This is a genomic window from Prauserella endophytica (assembly GCF_005146945.1).
In the GTDB taxonomy this organism is placed as follows: domain Bacteria; phylum Actinomycetota; class Actinomycetes; order Mycobacteriales; family Pseudonocardiaceae; genus Prauserella_A; species Prauserella_A endophytica.
Genome location: NZ_SWMS01000010.1, coordinates 127262 through 144592, shown reverse-complemented (window position 1 = coordinate 144592; position 17331 = coordinate 127262). Strand labels below are relative to the sequence as shown.

18 protein-coding genes are annotated in these 17331 nt (G+C 72.3%); 11 read left to right on the top strand and 7 right to left on the bottom strand.

Annotated elements, in window-relative coordinates; all coding sequences use genetic code 11:
* Positions 1-11: 11 nt before the first annotated feature.
* Positions 12-851: an endonuclease/exonuclease/phosphatase family protein gene (locus tag FCN18_RS19355; RefSeq protein WP_137095763.1), complete on the bottom strand. Its 840-nt coding sequence runs from the start codon at positions 849-851 to the stop codon at positions 12-14.
* Positions 852-908: 57 nt separating this feature from the next.
* Between FCN18_RS19355 and FCN18_RS19350 the strand changes: the two genes are divergently transcribed.
* Complete coding sequence (locus tag FCN18_RS19350; RefSeq protein ID WP_112266913.1) at positions 909-2183, top strand: AMP-binding protein; 1275 nt, start codon at positions 909-911, stop codon at positions 2181-2183.
* A 49-nt stretch (positions 2184-2232) separates the two neighbouring features.
* Complete coding sequence (locus FCN18_RS19345) at positions 2233-2643, top strand: pyridoxamine 5'-phosphate oxidase family protein (protein WP_112266915.1); 411 nt, start codon at positions 2233-2235, stop codon at positions 2641-2643.
* 91 nt (positions 2644-2734) lie between these two features.
* Here the strand turns inward: FCN18_RS19345 and ligD are convergent, their stop codons facing one another.
* Positions 2735-3751, bottom strand: a complete 1017-nt coding sequence (ligD, locus tag FCN18_RS19340) for a non-homologous end-joining DNA ligase (RefSeq protein WP_112268228.1) — start codon at positions 3749-3751, stop codon at positions 2735-2737.
* 61 nt (positions 3752-3812) lie between these two features.
* On the opposite strand from ligD, the gene FCN18_RS19335 reads away from it, so the two are divergent.
* The 4 genes from FCN18_RS19335 to msrB all read left to right on the top strand — a co-directional run bounded on the left by FCN18_RS19335 (position 3813) and on the right by msrB (position 6916).
* On the top strand, positions 3813-4466 hold the full coding sequence (locus FCN18_RS19335) for a TVP38/TMEM64 family protein (RefSeq protein WP_137095830.1): 654 nt from the start codon (positions 3813-3815) through the stop codon (positions 4464-4466).
* Positions 4467-4606: 140 nt separating this feature from the next.
* On the top strand, positions 4607-6145 hold the full coding sequence (locus FCN18_RS19330) for a serine/threonine-protein kinase (protein WP_112268229.1): 1539 nt from the start codon (positions 4607-4609) through the stop codon (positions 6143-6145).
* Positions 6146-6180: 35 nt separating this feature from the next.
* Entirely contained in the window at positions 6181-6480 is a 300-nt protein-coding gene (locus FCN18_RS19325) for a hypothetical protein (protein WP_112266919.1), read from the top strand.
* A 10-nt stretch (positions 6481-6490) separates the two neighbouring features.
* The gene (msrB, locus tag FCN18_RS19320; RefSeq protein WP_113644824.1) at positions 6491-6916 is read left to right on the top strand and encodes a peptide-methionine (R)-S-oxide reductase MsrB; all 426 of its coding nucleotides are present in this window, start codon (positions 6491-6493) and stop codon (positions 6914-6916) included.
* A 6-nt stretch (positions 6917-6922) separates the two neighbouring features.
* Here msrB and FCN18_RS19315 read toward each other — a convergent pair whose 3' ends face one another.
* The 5 genes from FCN18_RS19315 to hemE are packed head-to-tail and all read right to left on the bottom strand — an operon-like array spanning position 6923 to position 10807.
* Positions 6923-7324, bottom strand: a complete 402-nt coding sequence (locus FCN18_RS19315; protein ID WP_228714042.1) for a type II toxin-antitoxin system VapC family toxin — start codon at positions 7322-7324, stop codon at positions 6923-6925.
* Positions 7314-7586 carry a FitA-like ribbon-helix-helix domain-containing protein gene (locus FCN18_RS19310; protein ID WP_228714041.1) on the bottom strand — a complete coding sequence of 91 codons (273 nt, stop codon included), beginning with the start codon at positions 7584-7586 and terminating at the stop codon, positions 7314-7316. Before FCN18_RS19310 ends, FCN18_RS19315 begins: the two co-directional genes overlap by 11 nt.
* A 15-nt stretch (positions 7587-7601) precedes the next feature.
* The gene (hemQ, locus tag FCN18_RS19305) at positions 7602-8294 is read right to left on the bottom strand and encodes a hydrogen peroxide-dependent heme synthase (protein WP_113644826.1); all 693 of its coding nucleotides are present in this window, start codon (positions 8292-8294) and stop codon (positions 7602-7604) included.
* A gap of 4 nt (positions 8295-8298) precedes the next feature.
* Complete coding sequence (gene hemG / locus FCN18_RS19300) at positions 8299-9705, bottom strand: protoporphyrinogen oxidase (RefSeq protein ID WP_113644841.1); 1407 nt, start codon at positions 9703-9705, stop codon at positions 8299-8301.
* A 4-nt stretch (positions 9706-9709) separates the two neighbouring features.
* A complete protein-coding gene (gene hemE, locus FCN18_RS19295; RefSeq protein WP_113644842.1) occupies positions 9710-10807 on the bottom strand; it encodes a uroporphyrinogen decarboxylase in 1098 nt (365 codons plus the stop codon).
* Positions 10808-10903: 96 nt separating this feature from the next.
* Between hemE and FCN18_RS19290 the strand changes: the two genes are divergently transcribed.
* From FCN18_RS19290 to FCN18_RS19270, 5 genes are all read left to right on the top strand, one after another.
* Positions 10904-11458, top strand: coding sequence for a DUF3000 domain-containing protein (locus tag FCN18_RS19290; protein WP_112266929.1), 555 nt, complete (start codon positions 10904-10906; stop codon positions 11456-11458).
* A 357-nt stretch (positions 11459-11815) separates the two neighbouring features.
* Positions 11816-12532, top strand: coding sequence for a response regulator transcription factor (locus tag FCN18_RS19285; protein WP_110338478.1), 717 nt, complete (start codon positions 11816-11818; stop codon positions 12530-12532).
* Between the two features lie 93 nt (positions 12533-12625).
* Entirely contained in the window at positions 12626-13840 is a 1215-nt protein-coding gene (locus FCN18_RS19280) for a ribonuclease D (RefSeq protein WP_206077940.1), read from the top strand.
* Between the two features lie 122 nt (positions 13841-13962).
* The gene (locus FCN18_RS19275; RefSeq protein ID WP_112268235.1) at positions 13963-15153 is read left to right on the top strand and encodes a thiolase family protein; all 1191 of its coding nucleotides are present in this window, start codon (positions 13963-13965) and stop codon (positions 15151-15153) included.
* Positions 15150-17258 carry a 3-hydroxyacyl-CoA dehydrogenase NAD-binding domain-containing protein gene (locus FCN18_RS19270; RefSeq protein WP_137095762.1) on the top strand — a complete coding sequence of 703 codons (2109 nt, stop codon included), beginning with the start codon at positions 15150-15152 and terminating at the stop codon, positions 17256-17258. The genes FCN18_RS19275 and FCN18_RS19270 overlap by 4 nt, the downstream gene beginning before the upstream one ends.
* Positions 17259-17331 lie beyond the last annotated feature (73 nt).

Sequence of the window (17331 nt, the reverse complement as noted above, 5' to 3'; positions counted from 1 at the left end):
CATGGTGGCCTTCACTGCGGCTCGGTCAGCTCCGCCAGCACGGGGCGGTGGTCGGACGCCGTTGTCGCGGGCACGGAGGCGTGCGTGGCGCGCAGCGGGCCGGAGAAGGTGACGTAGTCGATGCGGGACGCCGGCGCGGATGCCGGGTAGGTGCGGCCCTCCCCCGTCCCCGGCGCGGCCCGCCAGGCGTCGGTGACGCGGGCGAACAGCGGCGCCAGCTCGGGCGCGTCCGGCTCCGCGTTGAGGTCGCCCGTCAGCACCTGCCGCGCCCCCGGCGGCGCCCGGTCGAGGACGGCGACCATCTCGCGCACCTGGGTCGCCCGCACCGCGGGGTCCGGCCGGTGGTCGAGGTGAGTGACGTAGACGTGGACCGGCTCGCCGCGCACCGACACGACCACCTCGGCGAAGCCGGGCGCGAGCTCGGGCACCGGATCCGGATTCACCGTGGGCAGGCGGGTGAGCTGGTGGTTCACCGCGGCCACGATCGGGTGCCTGCTGAGCACCGCCACGCCGTACCGGCGCCGCTGCCCGTGTCCCGGCTCCGGGTCCAGGTCGTAGATCGGCGCGAAGAACACCCGCATGCCGGTGAGCCGTGCCAGCTCGGCCGCCTGGTCCGTGTAGCGGCTGCGCTCCGACCAGTGCACGTCCACCTCTTGAAGGCCCACCACGTCGGCCCCGGTCGCCCGGATGGCCTCCGCGGTCCTCACCAGGTCGAAGGTGCCGTCCACTCCGGTGCCCGCGTGCACGTTGAAGCTCAGCACCCGCAGCGTCGTCTCCTCGCGCGCGCCCGCCCCGGGGGTCGCGAGCAATACCACGGCCAGTGCGATGACGATCATGCGGCGGCCTCGCATGGCGATCAACTTACTGCCACTTGACGCGGACCGTGGGGGATGTTTCGCTGACGCGCGGTGAATCTTCTGTCGTTGCTCGCTGGCCTGACCAAGCGCGACCCGCACGCACTCATCGCGATCGATGCCGATCCCGGACAGCCCGTTCACGTGAGCCGCTCCGAGCTTTGGCGGCGCACGCTTCAGCTGCGCGCGGATCTCGCGACGGCGGGCGTCGGCCGTGGTGACGGCGTGGTCGTGTGGCTGCCCAACTGGTCCGACGTCCTGGACTGGCACATCGCGGCCGCGTCGCTCGGCGCCCACGTCGTGGGTCTCGACCCGCGCACCGCGCGGGAGGCCGTGGTTCCGGTGCTCGGCAGGACGAGGCCGAGGGTCGTCGCGCTCCCGGCAGGCGAGAACGGCAACGGGCTGGTCGCGGCGCTGCGGGAGGCCGTCGCCGCCGCGGACGCGCCCGTGCCCGCGGTGGCCGTGATCGCGGGCCCGAACGGCAGCGCGCCCATCGACCCCTCGCCGTGGGACATCGGCGGCGGGGCGTGGCTGCCCAGCGCGACGACGGCGGGCATGCCGATGCCGAAGACCCGCGGCGACGAGCTGGCCGTGGCGTTCGCGCCGGGGCTGGCCGCCCACCGCGAGTCGGCGATCGTGCGGCACTCCCTCGCCGTGGCCGAGGCACTCGGCATCCGCGACAACGACCTCATGGCGTGCACGGGGCCCCTGACCGGCGTGCCCGGCTTCTGCGTCGCCTTCGCCGCACTCGCGGGCGGTGCCGGCTGTCTGCTGGAGCCCGACTGCGACGAGGACACACTGCTCGACGACATGGCCCGCTTCGGCGCCACCCAGCTCGTCGCCGACGAGGGCACCGCGCGACGACTCGCCGGGGCGTGGCACCGAGGGCATCGCCCTCTGCCCACGTGGCGCTGGCTGGGCGTGCTCGGGACGACGGGTGGCGATCCGGAGGCTCCGGGCTGGGCCGAGAAGGAACTCGGGGTCGTCAGCACCGGCGTCTACGGCTCCGCGGAGGTGCTCGTTCCCTCGGCGCTCTGGCCGGGCGACTCGCCAACGCCGGCCCGGTGGCACGCGGGCGGCAGGACGGTGTCGTCGGAACTCGAGGTCCGAGTGACGGACCCGGTGTCGGGGCGGGCGCTGCCCGCGGGTGAGCAGGGAGAGCTGCAGTTCCGCGGCTACGCGGTCGTGGACGCCTACCTCGGCCACCCGGAGCCCGAGCCACCGCCGCTCACCGACGACGGCTGGTTCGCGACCGGCGACCTCGGCGTGCTCACCGCCGACGGCGGTTTCCGCTGTCTTGGCCGGGTGAACGGTCACCAGGGCACCTGAGGACTTTGTGCCCTATGGGCACCGACCGGACCAGCCGAATACTGCCCTGATGAGCGACGCCGACATCCGGCGCATCGACGAGCTGAGCACCACCGCCGCCCTGCGGCTTCTCGGCACCGTGGCGTTCGGGCGGGTCGCCTTCACCCTCCACGCGCTGCCCGCGATCCGGCCCGCCACGCACGTGCTCCACGAGGGCGACGTGATCATCCGCAGCCACTCCGGCTCCGAGCTCAACTCGGCGGTGGGACAGATCGTGGCCTACGAGGCCGGCGTCATCGACCCGGAGCACCAGCTCGGCTGGAGCGTGAGCATCACGGGCAAGGCCGAACTCGTGAGCGGGACCGCCGCCGAGAGGTGCGAGCTGCTGCTGCGGCCGTGGACAGGCCTGCGGCCGGGCGCGCTCATCCGGATCCCGCCCGAGTTCGTCAGCGGCTACGCCCTGCGCAACGGCACCGCCTGAACGACCCCCAAGGCCACCTTTGTTGCGTTGAGCGCAACAAAGGTGGCCTTGGGGGGCAGTCGGCACCGCGGCGAACGGGGCCGTCACCGCGTCAGTCCGGGCGGGCCCTGCTGGGCTGCACGCGCTTCGGCTCCCCCGCCATCTTGGGGTGGTCCGGCGGGTAGGGCAGGTCGCCGAGTCCGTGGTCCCGCTGATCGCGGGCGTACCACTCGAGCAGCTGCTCGATCCCGAACGCCTCGCCGTCGATGCCCGCGTGCGGGTTGCCGCGCTCGGCGAGCAGGCCCGGCACCGTCAGCACGTCGAAGTCGTCCGGATCGGCCTCGGCCAGCTCGGCCCAGGTCAGCGGCATCGAGACGGTCGCGCGTGGCGTGCCCCGCACCGACCACGCCGAGGCGACCGTGCGGTCGCGCGCCGCCTGGTTGTAGTCGAGGAACACCCGGCCACCACGCTCCTCCTTCCACCACGCGATCGTCGCCCGGTCCGGCGTGCGCCGCTCCACCTCCCGGCCCAGCGCGATCACCGCATGCCGCACGTCGACGAAATCCCAGTCCGGCCGGATGCGGACGAGCACGTGCACGCCGCGACCACCCGACGTCTTCGGATAGCCGGTGAGGCCCGCGTCGGCAAGCACCTCGCGCACCACGCCGGCGACGTGCACGGCGTCGGCGTACCCGGCGGTGTCCGGCGGGTCGACGTCGATGCGCAGCTCGTCGGGGTGATCGGTGTCGGCGCTGCGCACCGGCCACGGGTGGAAGTCCAGGGTGCCGAGGTTCGCCGCCCACGCGAGCACGGCGGGCTCGGTGGGGCACACCTGGTCGGCCGTCCGGCCCGACGGGAACGTGACCCGCGCCGTGGCCACCCACCCGGGAGCGCCCTTCGGCAGGCGCTTGGCGTAGAAGGGCTCGCCCGCGACGCCGTCGACGAAGCGTTTCAGCGTGGTCGGCCGGTCGCCGATCGCCAGCAGCAACGGATCCGCCACCGCGAGGTAGTACTCCACGACCTGACGCTTGGTGATGCCGCGCTCGGGGAAGTACACCTTGTCCGGATTGGACACCCGCACCGTGCGCGCGCCGACCTGGTACTCCACCGCTTCGCCGTGTCTGGCCACCACGTGAGCTTAGCTGTGAACGCGCGTGCACTACCGTGAAGAGGTGGCAGGCAGAACCAAGATGATCATCGGACTCGTCCTGGTCGTGGCGTTCGTGGTGGCGGCGCTCACCCTGCCGGTCCCCAGCCCGGCCGAGCTACGCGCGATGGCCGAGGACGCGGGCGCCGCCGCGGTGGTGCTGTTTCTCGTGGCGTACGCGGTGTTCACCGTGATTCCCATACCCCGCACGGTGTTCAACCTGGCCGCCGGCCTGTTGCTCGGCGACGTGGTGGGCATCGTGGTCGCGCTCACGGCCACCGTGGTGTCGGGCCTGCTCGGATTCCTGCTGGCCAGGGGCCTCGGCCGGGACGCCGTCTTCCGGCAACTGCACCGCACTCCGGTCCGCGCGGTCAACGACCGGCTCGCGGACGGCGGTGCGCTGGCCGTCGCGTCGCTGCGGCTGATTCCCGTGATTCCCTTTGCACCGTTCAGTTATTGCTGCGGCGTGTCGTCGATCCGGTTGCGCCCCTACCTGCTGGGAACCGCGCTGGGCAGTTTTCCCGGCACCGTCGCGGTGGTCGTGCTCGGTGACGCGCTCACCGGGACCACGCCGCCGCTTTTGCTTGCCTGCTATGTGGTCTTCGCCGGACTGGGCGCGCTAGGGTTGCTCCGCGTCATCCGCACGACAGGACCGGCACAGCCGCATCCCCCGGAACCTGAACGCGCGCTGAACTGATCCGGCGCACACCGGCGGTTCACGTGGGTCATCGAGTGGACACCGCTACACTCGGTCGGGGCGCGAACCGGATCATCGCGCTGGGTCCATTCACGATCGCGAGAAGCAGCCGAGGAGTAGGCGTCATCGACACCGGTCAGTTGATCGCAGGCCACTATCGCCTCGTCGAGCACATCGGCAGCGGTGCCATGGGCATCGTCTGGCGGGCGATCGATGAGCGTTTGGAGCGTTCGGTCGCCGTCAAGCAGATCCTGACGCAGCCGGGGCTGAGCGAGTCCGAGCGGGCCATCGTCCGCCAGCGCGCCATGCGCGAGGCGAAGAACGCCGCGCGCTTCCAGCATCCCAACGCGATCGTGGTGTTCGACATCGCCGAGCACGAGGGTGACCCGTGTCTCGTCATGGAATACCTGCCCTCGCAGAGCCTCTCCGCGATCCTGGCCGAGCGTGGCACTCTGCCCGTCGCCGAGGTGGCGAGGATCGGAGAGCAGGTGGCCGCGGCGCTGGTGGCGGCGCACCGCGCGGGGATCGTGCACCGGGACATCAAACCGGGCAACATCCTCATCGACGACAACGGCGTCGCCAAGATCATGGACTTCGGCATCTCGCGGGCCAGCGGCGACCTCACCCTCACCCAGACCGGCCTGATCGGCGGCACGCCCGCCTACCTGGCTCCGGAACTCGCTCGGGGCGCCGATCCGAAGCCCGCCTCCGACGTCTTCTCGCTGGGCGCGACGCTGTACCACTCCATCGAGGGGCTCCCTCCCTACGGCGACAGCACCAACCAGCTCGCCCTGCTGTACGCCGCGGCCAGCGGCAAGCTGAACCCGCCCACCCGTTCCGGCCCGGCGACGGCCCTGCTCATGAGCCTGCTTCGTTCCGAGCCGGAGGAGCGGCCCAGCATGGCCGAGGCGCGTGACCGGCTCGCCGCGCTCGCCGCGGGCGAGAGCAACGGCAAGGCCCTCGGCGCGACCCTGGTCTCTCCCCCGCTGGGCCTGGCGCAGCAGGGCGGCCCGAAGCCGGTGACACCGGCTTCGGCGTCCGTCACGCCGCCGTGGCAGCGCAACCAGGCTCCCAGCGGCCCGCCGCGCAATCCGACCACGGCGGGCACGCCGGTGCCCCCGCCTCAAGAGCCCGCCGGCAGCGGCGGCTCGAGACGCAAGCCGCTCGTGTTCGGGGCGATCGGTGCGGCGGTGGTCGTCATCGCGGTAGTGCTGGCCATCGTGCTCACGTCGAGCGGCAACGACGAGAACCCCAACGCCGGCGGCAACTCCCAGACCCAGGCCCCTCAGACGTCCACCCAGACCTCGCCCACCTCCCCGACCTCTCCCTCGCAGGCGGCGCACAGCGGCAGCCAGGTCGACTGGAAACTGGCAGGCGGGGTCGTCGAAGCCTTCTACACGAACCCCGCCGGGTCCTGGAGCCGGCTCTCCCCCGCGGGCAAGGCCGCCTACGACAACGACCCCGAAGAGTTCGCCGAGTACTGGGAAGACCACACGGTCCGGTCGTTCCGGGGCATCAGCGCCTACAAGCGAGAGAACAACCCCGACGGCTCGGTAGACATGCAGCTCACCGTCGACATCGGCGACGGTCCGCAGGTCATGACCATGCGCGTGATCGACTCCGGCGGCACCCTGTTGATCGACGGCAACACCCGGCCGGACAACAGCTCCTCGGGCTGATGGGCATCCCGCCCCGCGTGCCCTACCGTGGAGGTATGCGCGACGACCAGGCATCCCGGCGCAGCTCGCGTTTCGACGACGAGCTCATCGGCCTGGATCCGGACGACCCCGAGGCTCAGGCCTTCGCCGCCCACCTCGACCGCATGGAGCACTGCGAGCCCGCGTTCACGATCGAGGGCTCGCTGCGCGGCGTCTCCGAGTTCGCCGAGGGCAGCAACCGCGCGGGCGGCCTGCGCTGGCTCGTCGCCGTGCTGGTGGTGTGCCTGATCCTCGTCGGCGTGCTCGTCACCGCGTGGGACACGCTCGGCAACCTCCTGGACTGGCTCGCCAGGTAGCCTGGAAGGCATGGAACACGCCGCCGGAACGTCCCCTCGCGTCCAGAAGACCGACCACGAATGGCGCGCCCAACTGAGCCCCGAGGAGTACGCCGTGCTCCGCCAGGCGGCCACGGAGCGGCCCTTCACCGGCGAGTACACCGACACCAAGACCACCGGCGTCTACGAGTGCCGCGCGTGCGGCACCGAACTGTTCCGCAGCGACACGAAGTTCGACAGCCACTGCGGCTGGCCGTCGTTCTACGACCCGGCCGACACCGACGCCGTGATCCTGCGCGAGGACCGCTCACTGGGCATGGTGCGCGTGGAGGTGCTGTGCGCGACGTGCCACAGCCACCTCGGCCACGTCTTCGAGGGCGAGGGCTACGGCACGCCCACCGACCAGCGCTACTGCATCAACTCGATCGCCCTGCGCCTGGTGCCCGCCGAAGCGTAGCCCGGCTCAGACCACCTCGACCGCGCACGGCAGGCCGTGGGCGCGCGCGAGCCGGGGGTCGGCCGTGAGCAGCGGCAGTTCGAGCCGCGCGGCCAGCGCCACGTAGAGCGCGTCGTAAAAGCGGATCCGGTCCCGTAGCTCCCAGGCACCGCGGGCGAGTGGGCCCGCATGCGGGTAGCGGGCGTCGAGCAGGGCGTCCAGCGACCAGAGCGCCGCGGACGCGACCTCCTCGCCGAGTGCCCCCTGCAGCGCCCTTCGCCGCACGACGTCACCCACCTCCGCGTCGAGCAGATGCGGTGCGTGCAGTTCCGCGACGCTCAATCTCTCGGCCAGCGCCTGTGCCGTCGCGTCGGCTCCGGTCAGCGCCTTCACCATCGCCGACGCGTCGACCACCAGCTCATCGGCCACGGGCGGCGGATTCCTCGCCCGGCCAGGGACCGCGGATCGCATCGAGGTCGGCAAGGATGCTCTCGGTGGTCACCCCGGTCCCCGTGTCGGCGGCCAGCGCGGAGCGGGCCGCGTCGAACGCGGCCTTCTTCTTCGCGCGCCGGGCGAGCACCGAGGCCTGCTCCTGCATGTAGGCCTGCAGCGACTTGCCCTCGGCCTCCGCGGCCTCCCGCAACGCCTGGTAGTCCTCGTCCCGGACGTTGCGGATCTGGATCGTCGCCATAGCGCTAGTTTAGCGCTACGGCAGGTTGCGGACGAGCTCACCCGGCTCGACGCGCGTGCCCGTGTAGAACGGGATCTCCTCCCGCACGTGGCGGCGCGCCTCGGTGCCGCGCAGATGCCGCATGAGGTCGACGATGCGGTGCAGCTCGTCGGCTTCGAACGCCAGGATCCACTCGTAGTCACCGAGCGCGAACGAAGCGACCGTGTTGGCCCGCACGTCCGGGTAGCCGCGCGCCTCCTTGCCGTGGTCGGCGAGCATCTTGCGCCGCTCCTCGTCGGGCAGCAGATACCACTCGTAGGAGCGGACGAACGGGTACACGCACACGTACTTGCGCGCTTCCTCGCCCGCCAGGAACGCCGGGATGTGGCTCTTGTTGAACTCGGCGGGCCGGTGCAGCGCCACCTGGCTCCACACCGGCGAGGAGACCCGGCCGAGCGGGGTGCGGCGGAAGCCGGTGTAGGCGGCCTGGACCTGCTCGACCTCCTCGGCGTGCCACCAGATCATGTAGTCGGCGTCGGCCCGCAGGCCCGCGACGTCGTACACGCCGCGCACGACCACGCCCTTGCCCTCGAGCGCGTCGAGGTACGCGGTGGTCTCCTGCGCGGAGGGGCCGCGGTCCTCGGGCAGTTTGCCCGCATCGACCTTGAAGACCGACCAGGCGGTGTAGCGGATGGTGTCGTTGAGTTCTTGGTAGTTCAGGCGCGCCATGGCCCTAGTTTCCCACCACGCGCCGGACGGCGGCGTCGGCGGTCGCGATACAGGCGGGCACGCCCACACCGTGCAGCGCGGCGCCCGCCACGGCGAGGCCCGGCACCTCCGCCACCGCGCGTTCGACGCGGGCGACCCGGTCGAGGTGGCCGACCCCGTACTGCGGCAGCCCGCCGCCCCAGCGTTGCACGACGGCGTCGACGGGCTCGGCGGTGACCCCGGTCAGCTCGGCGAGGTCCTCGCGCACCAGCCGCAGCAGCTCCTCGTCGGTCGCGCGCAGGCGCTGGGCCTCGCCGAAGCGGCCCACCGAGCCCCGGATGAGCACCGGCGCGCCGTCGGCCGCGTGGTGCGGCCACTTCCGGGCGGAGAAGGTGAACGCCTTGGCCGCGAACGGGGTTCCGTCCGCGCGGCGCTCGCGCTCGCCGATGAGCAGGCCGGACGCGCGTGGCAGCTCCGTGCCCGGCGGCAGCGCAAGCCCGACCACCGCCATCGAGGCCAGCTCGACCCCGGCCAGCGCTTCCGCGGCGGCGGGCGCGACGTCCGCGAGGAGCCGGCTCGCGGCGGGCGCGGGCACGGCGAGCACGACGGCGTCGGCGTCCAGCTCAGCGTCCTGGGGCGCGTGGGCCGGTGCGGCGGCGCCGAGCGTGAGCCGCCAGCCGCCCTCCGGCAGCATCCGCAGCGCCCGCACGGGAACGCCGAGCCGGACGTCGGCCGCGGCCTCCTTCGCGAGGCGCTCGGCGAGCGTGCCGAGCCCGCCGGTGAGCGTGGCGAACACCGGTGCCGTGCTCGGGCTGGCCGGCAGCTGCGCCGCGGCGGCCTCGGTGAGCGACGAGGCGCCCGCGTCGACCGCGGCCGCGAGCCCCGGCATGGTCGCGCGCAGGCCCAGTCCGTCGGCTCCCCCGGCGTAGACGCCGCCGAGCAGCGGATCCACGAGCCGGTCCACCAGCTCGTCACCGAAGCGCTCCCGCAGCAGCCCGCCCAGCGACACGTCCCGTTCCGGCAGCGCGAGACCTGGCAGCCGCGACTCCGCCTCGACCCGTCCGCGGCCCTCCTCGGAAAGCACACCGGCCACGGCGTCGCCGGTCGCGGGCACACCCATGAGCGTGCCGCGTGGCAGCGGCAGGGTCCTGCCGCCTGCCCGCACGGTGGCCGAGGCGGCCGCCGGATGGGTCAGCTCGTCCGCCAGCCCCACCTCGCGGGCCAGCGCGAGCCCTTCGGGCCTGCGCGCGAGGAACGCCTCGGCGCCGATGTCGAACGGGCGGCCCGCAAGCTCGACCGTGCGGAGCTTGCCGCCGAGCAAGGGCGCCGCCTCGCACACGGTGATCCTGGCGGTGTCGCCGAGCCGCTTGCGCAGCCGGTAGGCGGCGGTGAGCCCGGAGATCCCTCCCCCGACGACGGCGACCCTCACGATCTCCTCACAGACTGTGCACCAGCTCCACGACGCGGGTGAGCACCTCGGGGTCGGTTTCGGGCAGCACGCCGTGACCAAGGTTGAAGATGTGCCCGCCCGCCGCGCGCCCCTCGGCGACGATCCGCCGGACCTCGGCCTCGATCACCGGCCACGACGCCATCAGCAGCGCGGGGTCGAGGTTGCCCTGCACCACCGGCGCGGGCCGGTCGGGTAGCGCGAGCCTGCGGGCGGCCTCGTCGAGCGGCACCCGCCAGTCGACGCCGATCACGTCGGCGCCCGCGTCGCGCATCGCCGTGAGCAGCTCGCCGGTGCCGACGCCGAAGTGGATGCGCGGCACGCCGTACTCCCCGACGCCCGCGAGCACCTTCGCCGAGTGCGGCAGCACGAACTCGCGGTAGTCCTTCGGCGAGAGCGCGCCCGCCCACGAGTCGAACAGCTGCACCGCGTCGACCCCGGCGTCGAGCTGGGCCCTCAGGAAGGCAAGCGTGATGTCGGCGAGCCTGCCCGCCAGCTCGTGCCACAGGCGCGGTTCGGCGTGCATGAGCGCCTTGGTGTGCTCGTGGTTACGGCTGGGGCCGCCCTCGATGAGGTAGGACGCGAGCGTGAACGGCGCACCGGCGAACCCGATCAGCGGTGTGTCGCCGAGCCGCTCCAGCAGCAGCCCGATCCCGTCGGTGACCGGGGAGACCTGGGCGGGGTCGAGCGAAGGCAGCGCGGCGACGGCCTCCGCGGTCCGCACCGGCGCGGCCACCACGGGACCGGTGCCGGGCACGATGTCGATGTCCACCCCGGCGGCGTGCAGTGGCACCACGATGTCGCTGAAGAGGATCGCGGCGTCGACGCCGTGCCTGCGCACCGGCTGGAGGGTGATCTCGGCGAGCATCTCCGGGTCGGCGCAGGCCCGCAGCATCGACACACCCTCGCGCAGCGCGCGGTACTCGGGCAGCGACCGGCCCGCCTGGCGCATGAACCACACGGGCACCCGCGAGGGGCGGCCGCCCCGCGCCGCGACGAGCAGCGGGGCGTCGGTGAGGTCGCGGCGCGCCGTGGGTGGGTTCGCGCGCGAGACCGGAGGCGAAGGAGGCAAGGGAGGCACTGTCATCATCGTTATCGTGCCATGACCTGATAGAGAGCCGATTCTCGGCGCGTCCTGGCCCGGCCCCGACGGGGCGCGCTCTACAGTCGGGCGGTGACCGCCATGACGCAGGCGCCGGAGGAGTTCCGAGACGCCGTCGCAGCGCTGCAATCGGTGCGTCCCCGGCCGGAGGTGAGCCTCGAGCCGATCAGGGCGCCGCAGCGGCTCGCGCCATGGTCCTACGCGCTGGGCTGCGAGACCACGGGTCCCGGCGACGTGCCGGCGTCCGGGCGGCTCGTCCTGCTGCACGACCCCGAGGGCCAGGAGGCCTGGAACGGCGTCTTCCGGCTCGTCGTGTACGTGCGGGCGGAGCTGGACCGGGAACTGGCCACCGACCCGTTCCTGCCGGCGGTCGGCTGGTCGTGGCTCACCGACGCGCTGGAGTCCTCGGGAGCGTCGTGGACGGCGCTGGGCGGCACGGTCACCGAGACGTCCTCGGCCCGCTTCGGCGACATCGCGGGGCCCTCGCGGACCGACGATCTGGAGCTGCGGGCGTCGTGGACGCCGACGAGCGCGGAGCTGCGCCCGCACGGCGAGGCGTTCTGTCAGCTCGTCGCGAGCTACGCCGGCCTTCCGCCAGTCGGAGTAACGCTGTTCGAACAGCGCCAAACCTCGTAGCGCGACCCCCGGCCGGGCTCGTTCCGGCCTCCCGCGATACTTCCTGTCGCACCACCGGCCGCGCGAGCCGCGTGCACGCGGCGTCTGCACGAGCCGTTTGACCTCCGCAAACTTAGTACATCGCCAACAGTGCGCGCTTCGTTAACCACTCGCCGTGTATTGACCCGAACGTGCTACACGAGCGGCAGCGAGTAACTACCCGATCGGGATAGATACCCGTTCGAACGCCCCACTGACCCACTCGGGCGGCTAGAGTGCATCCGACGACACCACTTTCGGTCTAAAGCTGGCGCGGCTGATTGGCCGAAAGTCCCGGTGCCGGTCGGGGGGCACGACCGACTCCAGGGAGGTAGTGACGTGGCTGCCGTCGGCTTTTCGCAGGCCGTTCGTTCCACGCCAGCCGGTGCCTTGCCGGCGAGCATGGTTCCGCATCCGCGGGAAGAGTTGTTTTCCGTGCTGGTGGTCGATGACCACCCACTGTTGAGGGAGGCGATTGCCGCACGACTGGCGCAGATGGGCGCCGGGACGGTGCACGAGGCCGCGACGGTGGCCGAGGCGAGGGCGAGAGCGGCGGCCACGGGGCCGTGCGACCTCGCGATCCTCGATCTCGGACTGCCGGACGGCAGTGGCATCGAACTGGTCACCGAGCTCCGCAGCAATGGCTGGCCCAGGGTTGTGGTGCTCGCCTCGTCGGACGACCCCTACGCGGTCCGTTCGGCGTTCCAGGCGGGGGCACAGGCCTACCTGCTGAAGTCCGCGTCGCCCGTGGTGGTCACCGACGGCGTGCGCAGGGTTCTCGAGGGCGGCGTCTACGCCGACCCGAGCGTGGCCCCTGTGCTGGCCACCGGCACCAGGGTCGCGGGCACCGACAACACCCCGCGCGAGCTCTCGGCGCGCGAGGTCGAGGTGCTGCAGCTGGTCGCGGACGGTCAGTCGAACAAGGAGATCGGTGAGGAGCTGAGCCTCTCCGCGCTCACGGTGAAGTCGCACCTGTCGCGGATCGGGCGCAAGCTCGGCACCGGCGACCGGGCGCAGATGGTGGCGCTGGCCATGCGGGCCGGCGTCATCCGTTAGTCGCAGGGCGTCCCTACGGGACGGGCGAGCCAGGCGCGGTGAGCTCGTCCCGTAGGGTTCATTCTTGTGGAAAACGCAGATCACGCCTCCGAGATGCCGGAGGAGTCTGCGCCCATACCGCTGACGGAACCGGCCGGGGGCACTCCCCCGGTCATCTCCGACGTCGCCGCGCTGCGTGAGGCGTGCGACCTGCTGGCTGCCGGCAGCGGCTCGATCGCCGTCGACACCGAGCGGGCCTCCGGGTACCGGTACTGGCCCAAGGCCTACCTGGTGCAGGTGCGACGCGAGGGCGCCGGCACCTTTCTCATCGATCCCATCCCGCTGCGGGACGAGCTCAAACCACTGGCCGAGGTGCTGAGCGGCGCCGAATGGGTGCTGCACGCCGCCTCACAGGACCTGCCGTGCCTCGCCGAGCTGGACCTGCGCCCGCCGTCGCTGTTCGACACCGAGCTGGCGGGCAGGCTCGCCGGCTACGAGCGCGTCGCGCTGGGCACGCTGGTCGAGATGCTGCTCGGCTACCAGCTGGAGAAGGGCCACAGCGCCGCCGACTGGTCGAGGCGGCCGCTGCCCACCGACTGGCTCAACTACGCCGCACTCGACGTCGAGCTCCTCGTGCCGCTGCGGGACAAGCTCGAGGCCGACCTGTCCGCGCAGGGCAAGCTCGAGTGGGCGCGCCAGGAGTTCGAGGCCGTCCGCACCGCCCCTCCGCCCGCGCCGAGGGCCGAGCCGTGGCGCCGGACCTCCGGCATCCACAAGATCCGCACGGCCAAGGGCCTCGCCGCCGTGCGCGCGCTGTGGGAGGCGCGCGACGAGCAGGCCCGCAAGCGCGACCGCGCGCCGAGCCGGGTGCTGCCCGACAGCGCGATCATCAACGCCGTGCTCGCCGACCCGCGCACCAGCGCGGACCTGCAGGCGCTGCCCGTGTTCGGCGGGCGGGTGCAGCGGCGTTACACCAGCAACTGGCTGCGGCACCTGCAGGCGGCGCGGATGCTGCCGGCCTCGGAGCTGCCGAGCACATCGGTGCCCAACGACGGCCCTCCCCCGCCCAACCGGTGGGCCGACAAGGACCCGGACGCGGCCGCCCGGCTGGCGGCGGCGCGCGCGGCGCTGACGAGCCTCGCCGAGCACCACCGGCTACCGGTTGAGAACCTGCTGCTGCCCGATCTGCTGCGACGGACGTGCTGGCGGCCGCCTGAGGACCGCTCGCCGGACGGCGTCGCGCAGGTCCTGCGCGAGAACGGTGCCCGCCCGTGGCAGGTGGAGCTCACCGCCACCGAGCTCAGCAAGGCGTTGCACGCCACCGCCTGACCCGTGGCTGTGAGCCACTCGACAGGGGCGCCACCCTGGTTACCGGGCGGTAACTAAGGCTATGGTGCGGCTATCCGAGTTACCTCGACCTTCCGCACCAAGGAGCATCCGTGGCCGCATCCGTGCGCACCGTGGCCTTCGTCGAAGGGGTCCGAACCCCCTTCGGCAAGGCAGGCGACAAGGGCGTCTACGCCCACACGCGGGCCGACGACCTCGTCGTCAAGGTCATCCGCGAACTGCTGCGGCGGCACCCCGAGCTGCCGCCCGAGCGCGTCGACGAGGTCGCGATCGCCGCGACCACGCAGATCGGCGACCAGGGCCTGACCATCGGCCGCACCGCCGCGCTGCTGGCCGGGCTGCCCAAGTCCGTGCCCGGCTTCGCGATCGACCGCATGTGCGCCGGCGCCATGACCGCCGTGACCACCACCGCGAGCGGTATCGGCTTCGGCGCCTACGACGTCGCGATCGCCGGCGGCGTCGAGCACATGGGCAGGCACCCGATGGGCGAGGGTGTGGACCCGAACCCGCGGTTCCTCGCCGACAGGCTCGTCGACCCCTCCGCGCTCGTGATGGGCCAGACCGCGGAGAACGTGCACGACCGCTTCCCCGCGATCACCAAGCAGCGCTGCGACGCCTACGCCGTGCGCAGCCAGGAGCGCTTCGCCGACGCCGTGAAGACCGGCAAGATAGGCCCCGACCTGGTGTCTGTCGCGACGCGGCACCCCGAGCTGGGCTGGGGCCTGGTGACCGAGGACGAGCCACCCCGGCCCGGCACCACGATGGAGGGCCTCGCCGGGCTGAAGACGCCGTTCCGTCCGCACGGCAGGGTCACCGCGGGCAACGCGGCCGGCCTCAACGACGGCGCAACCGGCGCGCTGCTCGCCGAGGAGTCGACCGCCCGCGAGCTGGGCCTGCCCGTCGGCATGCGGCTGGTCGGCTACGCCTTCGCCGGGGTCGAGCCCGAGGTGATGGGTGTCGGGCCGGTGCCCGCGACCGAGAAGGCGCTCGCCAGGGCGGGCCTCTCGATCGGCGACATCGGGCTGTTCGAGATCAACGAGGCGTTCGCGGTGCAGGTGCTCGCGTTCCTCGACCACTTCGGCATCTCCGAGGAGGACCCACGCGTCAACCAGTGGGGCGGCGCGATCGCGTGCGGTCACCCGCTGGCTTCGTCGGGCGTGCGGCTCATGACGCAGCTCTCGCGCCAGTTCGCCGAGCGGCCCGACGTCCGCTACGGCCTCACCACGATGTGCATCGGCATCGGCATGGGCGGCACCGTCATCTGGGAGAACCCGAACTGGGAGGGGACCAAGTGATTACCCAGGAGCAGGCCGAGCTGGCCTTTCCCGACGAGGTGGTCACGCGCGCGGTGACCCGGCTGGTGTCCGTTCCGGGGCTGGCCGCGCCGGTCGCGCTGATCACGATCGACAACGGGCACGACCACACCCGGCCCTCGACCTTCGGGCCCCAGGGCCTGGTGAGCCTGAACGCGGCGCTGGACGAGGCGATCGCCGCCGAGCCCGCAGCGATCGCGGTCACCGGCAAGCCGTTCGTCTTCGCCGTCGGCGCCGACCTCTCGGGCATCGAGCGGGTCGCAGACCCGGAGGTGGCGCGGCTGATCGCCCAGGCAGGGCACGACGTGTTCCGCCGGTTCACCGAGTCGAAGATCCCCACGTTCGCGTTCGTCAACGGCGCGGCGATGGGCGGCGGGCTCGAGCTCGCGCTGTCGTGCCACTACCGCACGCTCTCCGACAACGCGGCGGCGCTGTCGCTACCCGAGGTGTTCCTCGGCCTGTTCCCCGGCTGGGGCGGCACGCAGTTGTTGCCGAACCTGATCGGCGCCGACCCCGCCGTGACGGTACTCGTCGAGAACGCGCTCAACCAGAACCGGATGCTCAAGCCGGCGCAGGCGGCGAAACTCGGCATCGCCGACGAGCTGCTCGGCTCCGCCGACTTCCTCGAGCAGTCGCTGCTGTGGCTGGCGAAGGTGGTGCGCGGTGAGATCACGCCGGACCGGCCGGAGATCGACCGCGGCGAGGCGTGGGACGCCGCGCTGGCGCGCGCGAAGTCCCTTGTGGACAGTAAGACGAAGGGCGCCTCGCCGGGTGCGGCCAAGGCCGTGGAGCTGCTGGAGCTTGCCCGCACGGCCGATCTCGACACCGGGTTCGCCGCCGAGACCGACGCGCTTGCCGAGCTGCTGCTCACCGACACGCTGCGGGCTGGGCTGTACTCGTTCAACCTCGTGAACAAGCGGGCGAAGCGGCCCGCGGGCGCACCGGAGAAGTCGCTGGCACGGCCGGTGAACAAGGTCGGCATCGTCGGCGCGGGGCTGATGGCGAGCCAGCTGGCGCTGCTGTTCGTGCGCAGGCTCAAGGTTCCCGTGGTGCTCACCGACATCGACCAGGAGCGGGTCGACAAGGGAGTGTCCTATGTGCACGACGAGATCGGCAAGCTGCTGGCGAAGCAGCGGATCTCGCCGGACGAGGCCAACCGGCTGACGACGTTGGTGTCCGGCTCGCTGGACAAGGCCGCGTTCGCCGACGCGGACTTCGTGATCGAGGCCGTGTTCGAGGAGCTGGGCGTCAAGCGGACCGTGTTCGCCGAGGTCGAAGCGCACGTCGGCCCCGAGGCGATCCTCGCGACCAACACCTCGTCGCTGTCGGTCACCGCCATGGCGGCGGAGTTGAAGCACCCCGAGCGTGTGGTCGGGTTCCATTTCTTCAACCCGGTGGCCGTGCTGCCGCTGCTGGAGATCGTGCGCGGCGAGCGCACCGACGACGCCGCGCTGGCGACCGCGTTCGCCGTGGCCAAGCAGCTGAAGAAATCGAGCGTGCTGGTGAAGGACGCGCCCGCGTTCGTGGTGAACCGGCTGCTCACGCGGTTTCTCGGCGAGGTGCTGGCCGCGGTGGACGAGGGCACGCCGTTCGAGGTGGCCGACTCCGCCCTCGACCCGCTGGGCCTGCCGATGTCGCCGCTGACGCTGCTGCAGCTTGTCGGCCCGCCGGTGGCGCTGCACGTCGCGGAGACCATGCACGGCGCGTTCCCGGACCGGTTCGGGGTGAGCGAGAACCTCAGGCGGTTCGTCGAGGCGGGCAAGTCGTCCGTGTGGCAGTGGGACTCCTCGGGCAACCGGACCGTCGACCCCGAGGTGGCGGAGCTGTGGCGGCAGGGCGAAGCGCCGTCCACCGCGGAGCAGGTGCGCGAACGGGCGCTCGGCGCACTGGCCGGGGAGGTGCGGATCATGCTCGACGAGGGCGTGGTCGCGGAGGCGCAGGACATCGACCTGTGCCTGATCCTCGGCGCGGGCTGGCCGTTCTGGCTGGGCGGCATCACGCCGTACCTGGACCGCACCGGCGTCTCGGAGCGAGTGAACGGCAAGCCGTTCCTGGCCCCCGGCGTCGCCTCGGTCCCCGCCTCCTGAGCCCGTGCCCCAGCCGCAGTGAAGGCCACCATCACTGCGTTCAACGCAGGCATGGTGGCCTTCACTGCAGTCG

Bases quoted from the DNA above. Each gene is read 5' to 3' on its own strand.
- FCN18_RS19310 (WP_228714041.1), bottom strand. From the start codon at position 7,586: ATGGCGACGATCCAGATCCGCAACGTCCGGGACGAGGACTACCAGGCG.
- FCN18_RS19335 (WP_137095830.1), top strand. From the start codon at position 3,813: ATGATCATCGGACTCGTCCTGGTCGTGGCGTTCGTGGTGGCGGCGCTC.
- hemQ (WP_113644826.1), bottom strand. From the start codon at position 8,294: ATGGCGCGCCTGAACTACCAAGAACTCAACGACACCATCCGCTACACC.
- hemE (WP_113644842.1), bottom strand. From the start codon at position 10,807: ATGACAGTGCCTCCCTTGCCTCCTTCGCCTCCGGTCTCGCGCGCGAAC.
- FCN18_RS19355 (WP_137095763.1), bottom strand. From the start codon at position 851: ATGCGAGGCCGCCGCATGATCGTCATCGCACTGGCCGTGGTATTGCTC.
- FCN18_RS19280 (WP_206077940.1), top strand. From the start codon at position 12,626: ATGCCGGAGGAGTCTGCGCCCATACCGCTGACGGAACCGGCCGGGGGC.
- FCN18_RS19325 (WP_112266919.1), top strand. From the start codon at position 6,181: ATGCGCGACGACCAGGCATCCCGGCGCAGCTCGCGTTTCGACGACGAG.
- FCN18_RS19345 (WP_112266915.1), top strand. From the start codon at position 2,233: ATGAGCGACGCCGACATCCGGCGCATCGACGAGCTGAGCACCACCGCC.
- FCN18_RS19290 (WP_112266929.1), top strand. From the start codon at position 10,904: ATGACGCAGGCGCCGGAGGAGTTCCGAGACGCCGTCGCAGCGCTGCAA.
- msrB (WP_113644824.1), top strand. From the start codon at position 6,491: ATGGAACACGCCGCCGGAACGTCCCCTCGCGTCCAGAAGACCGACCAC.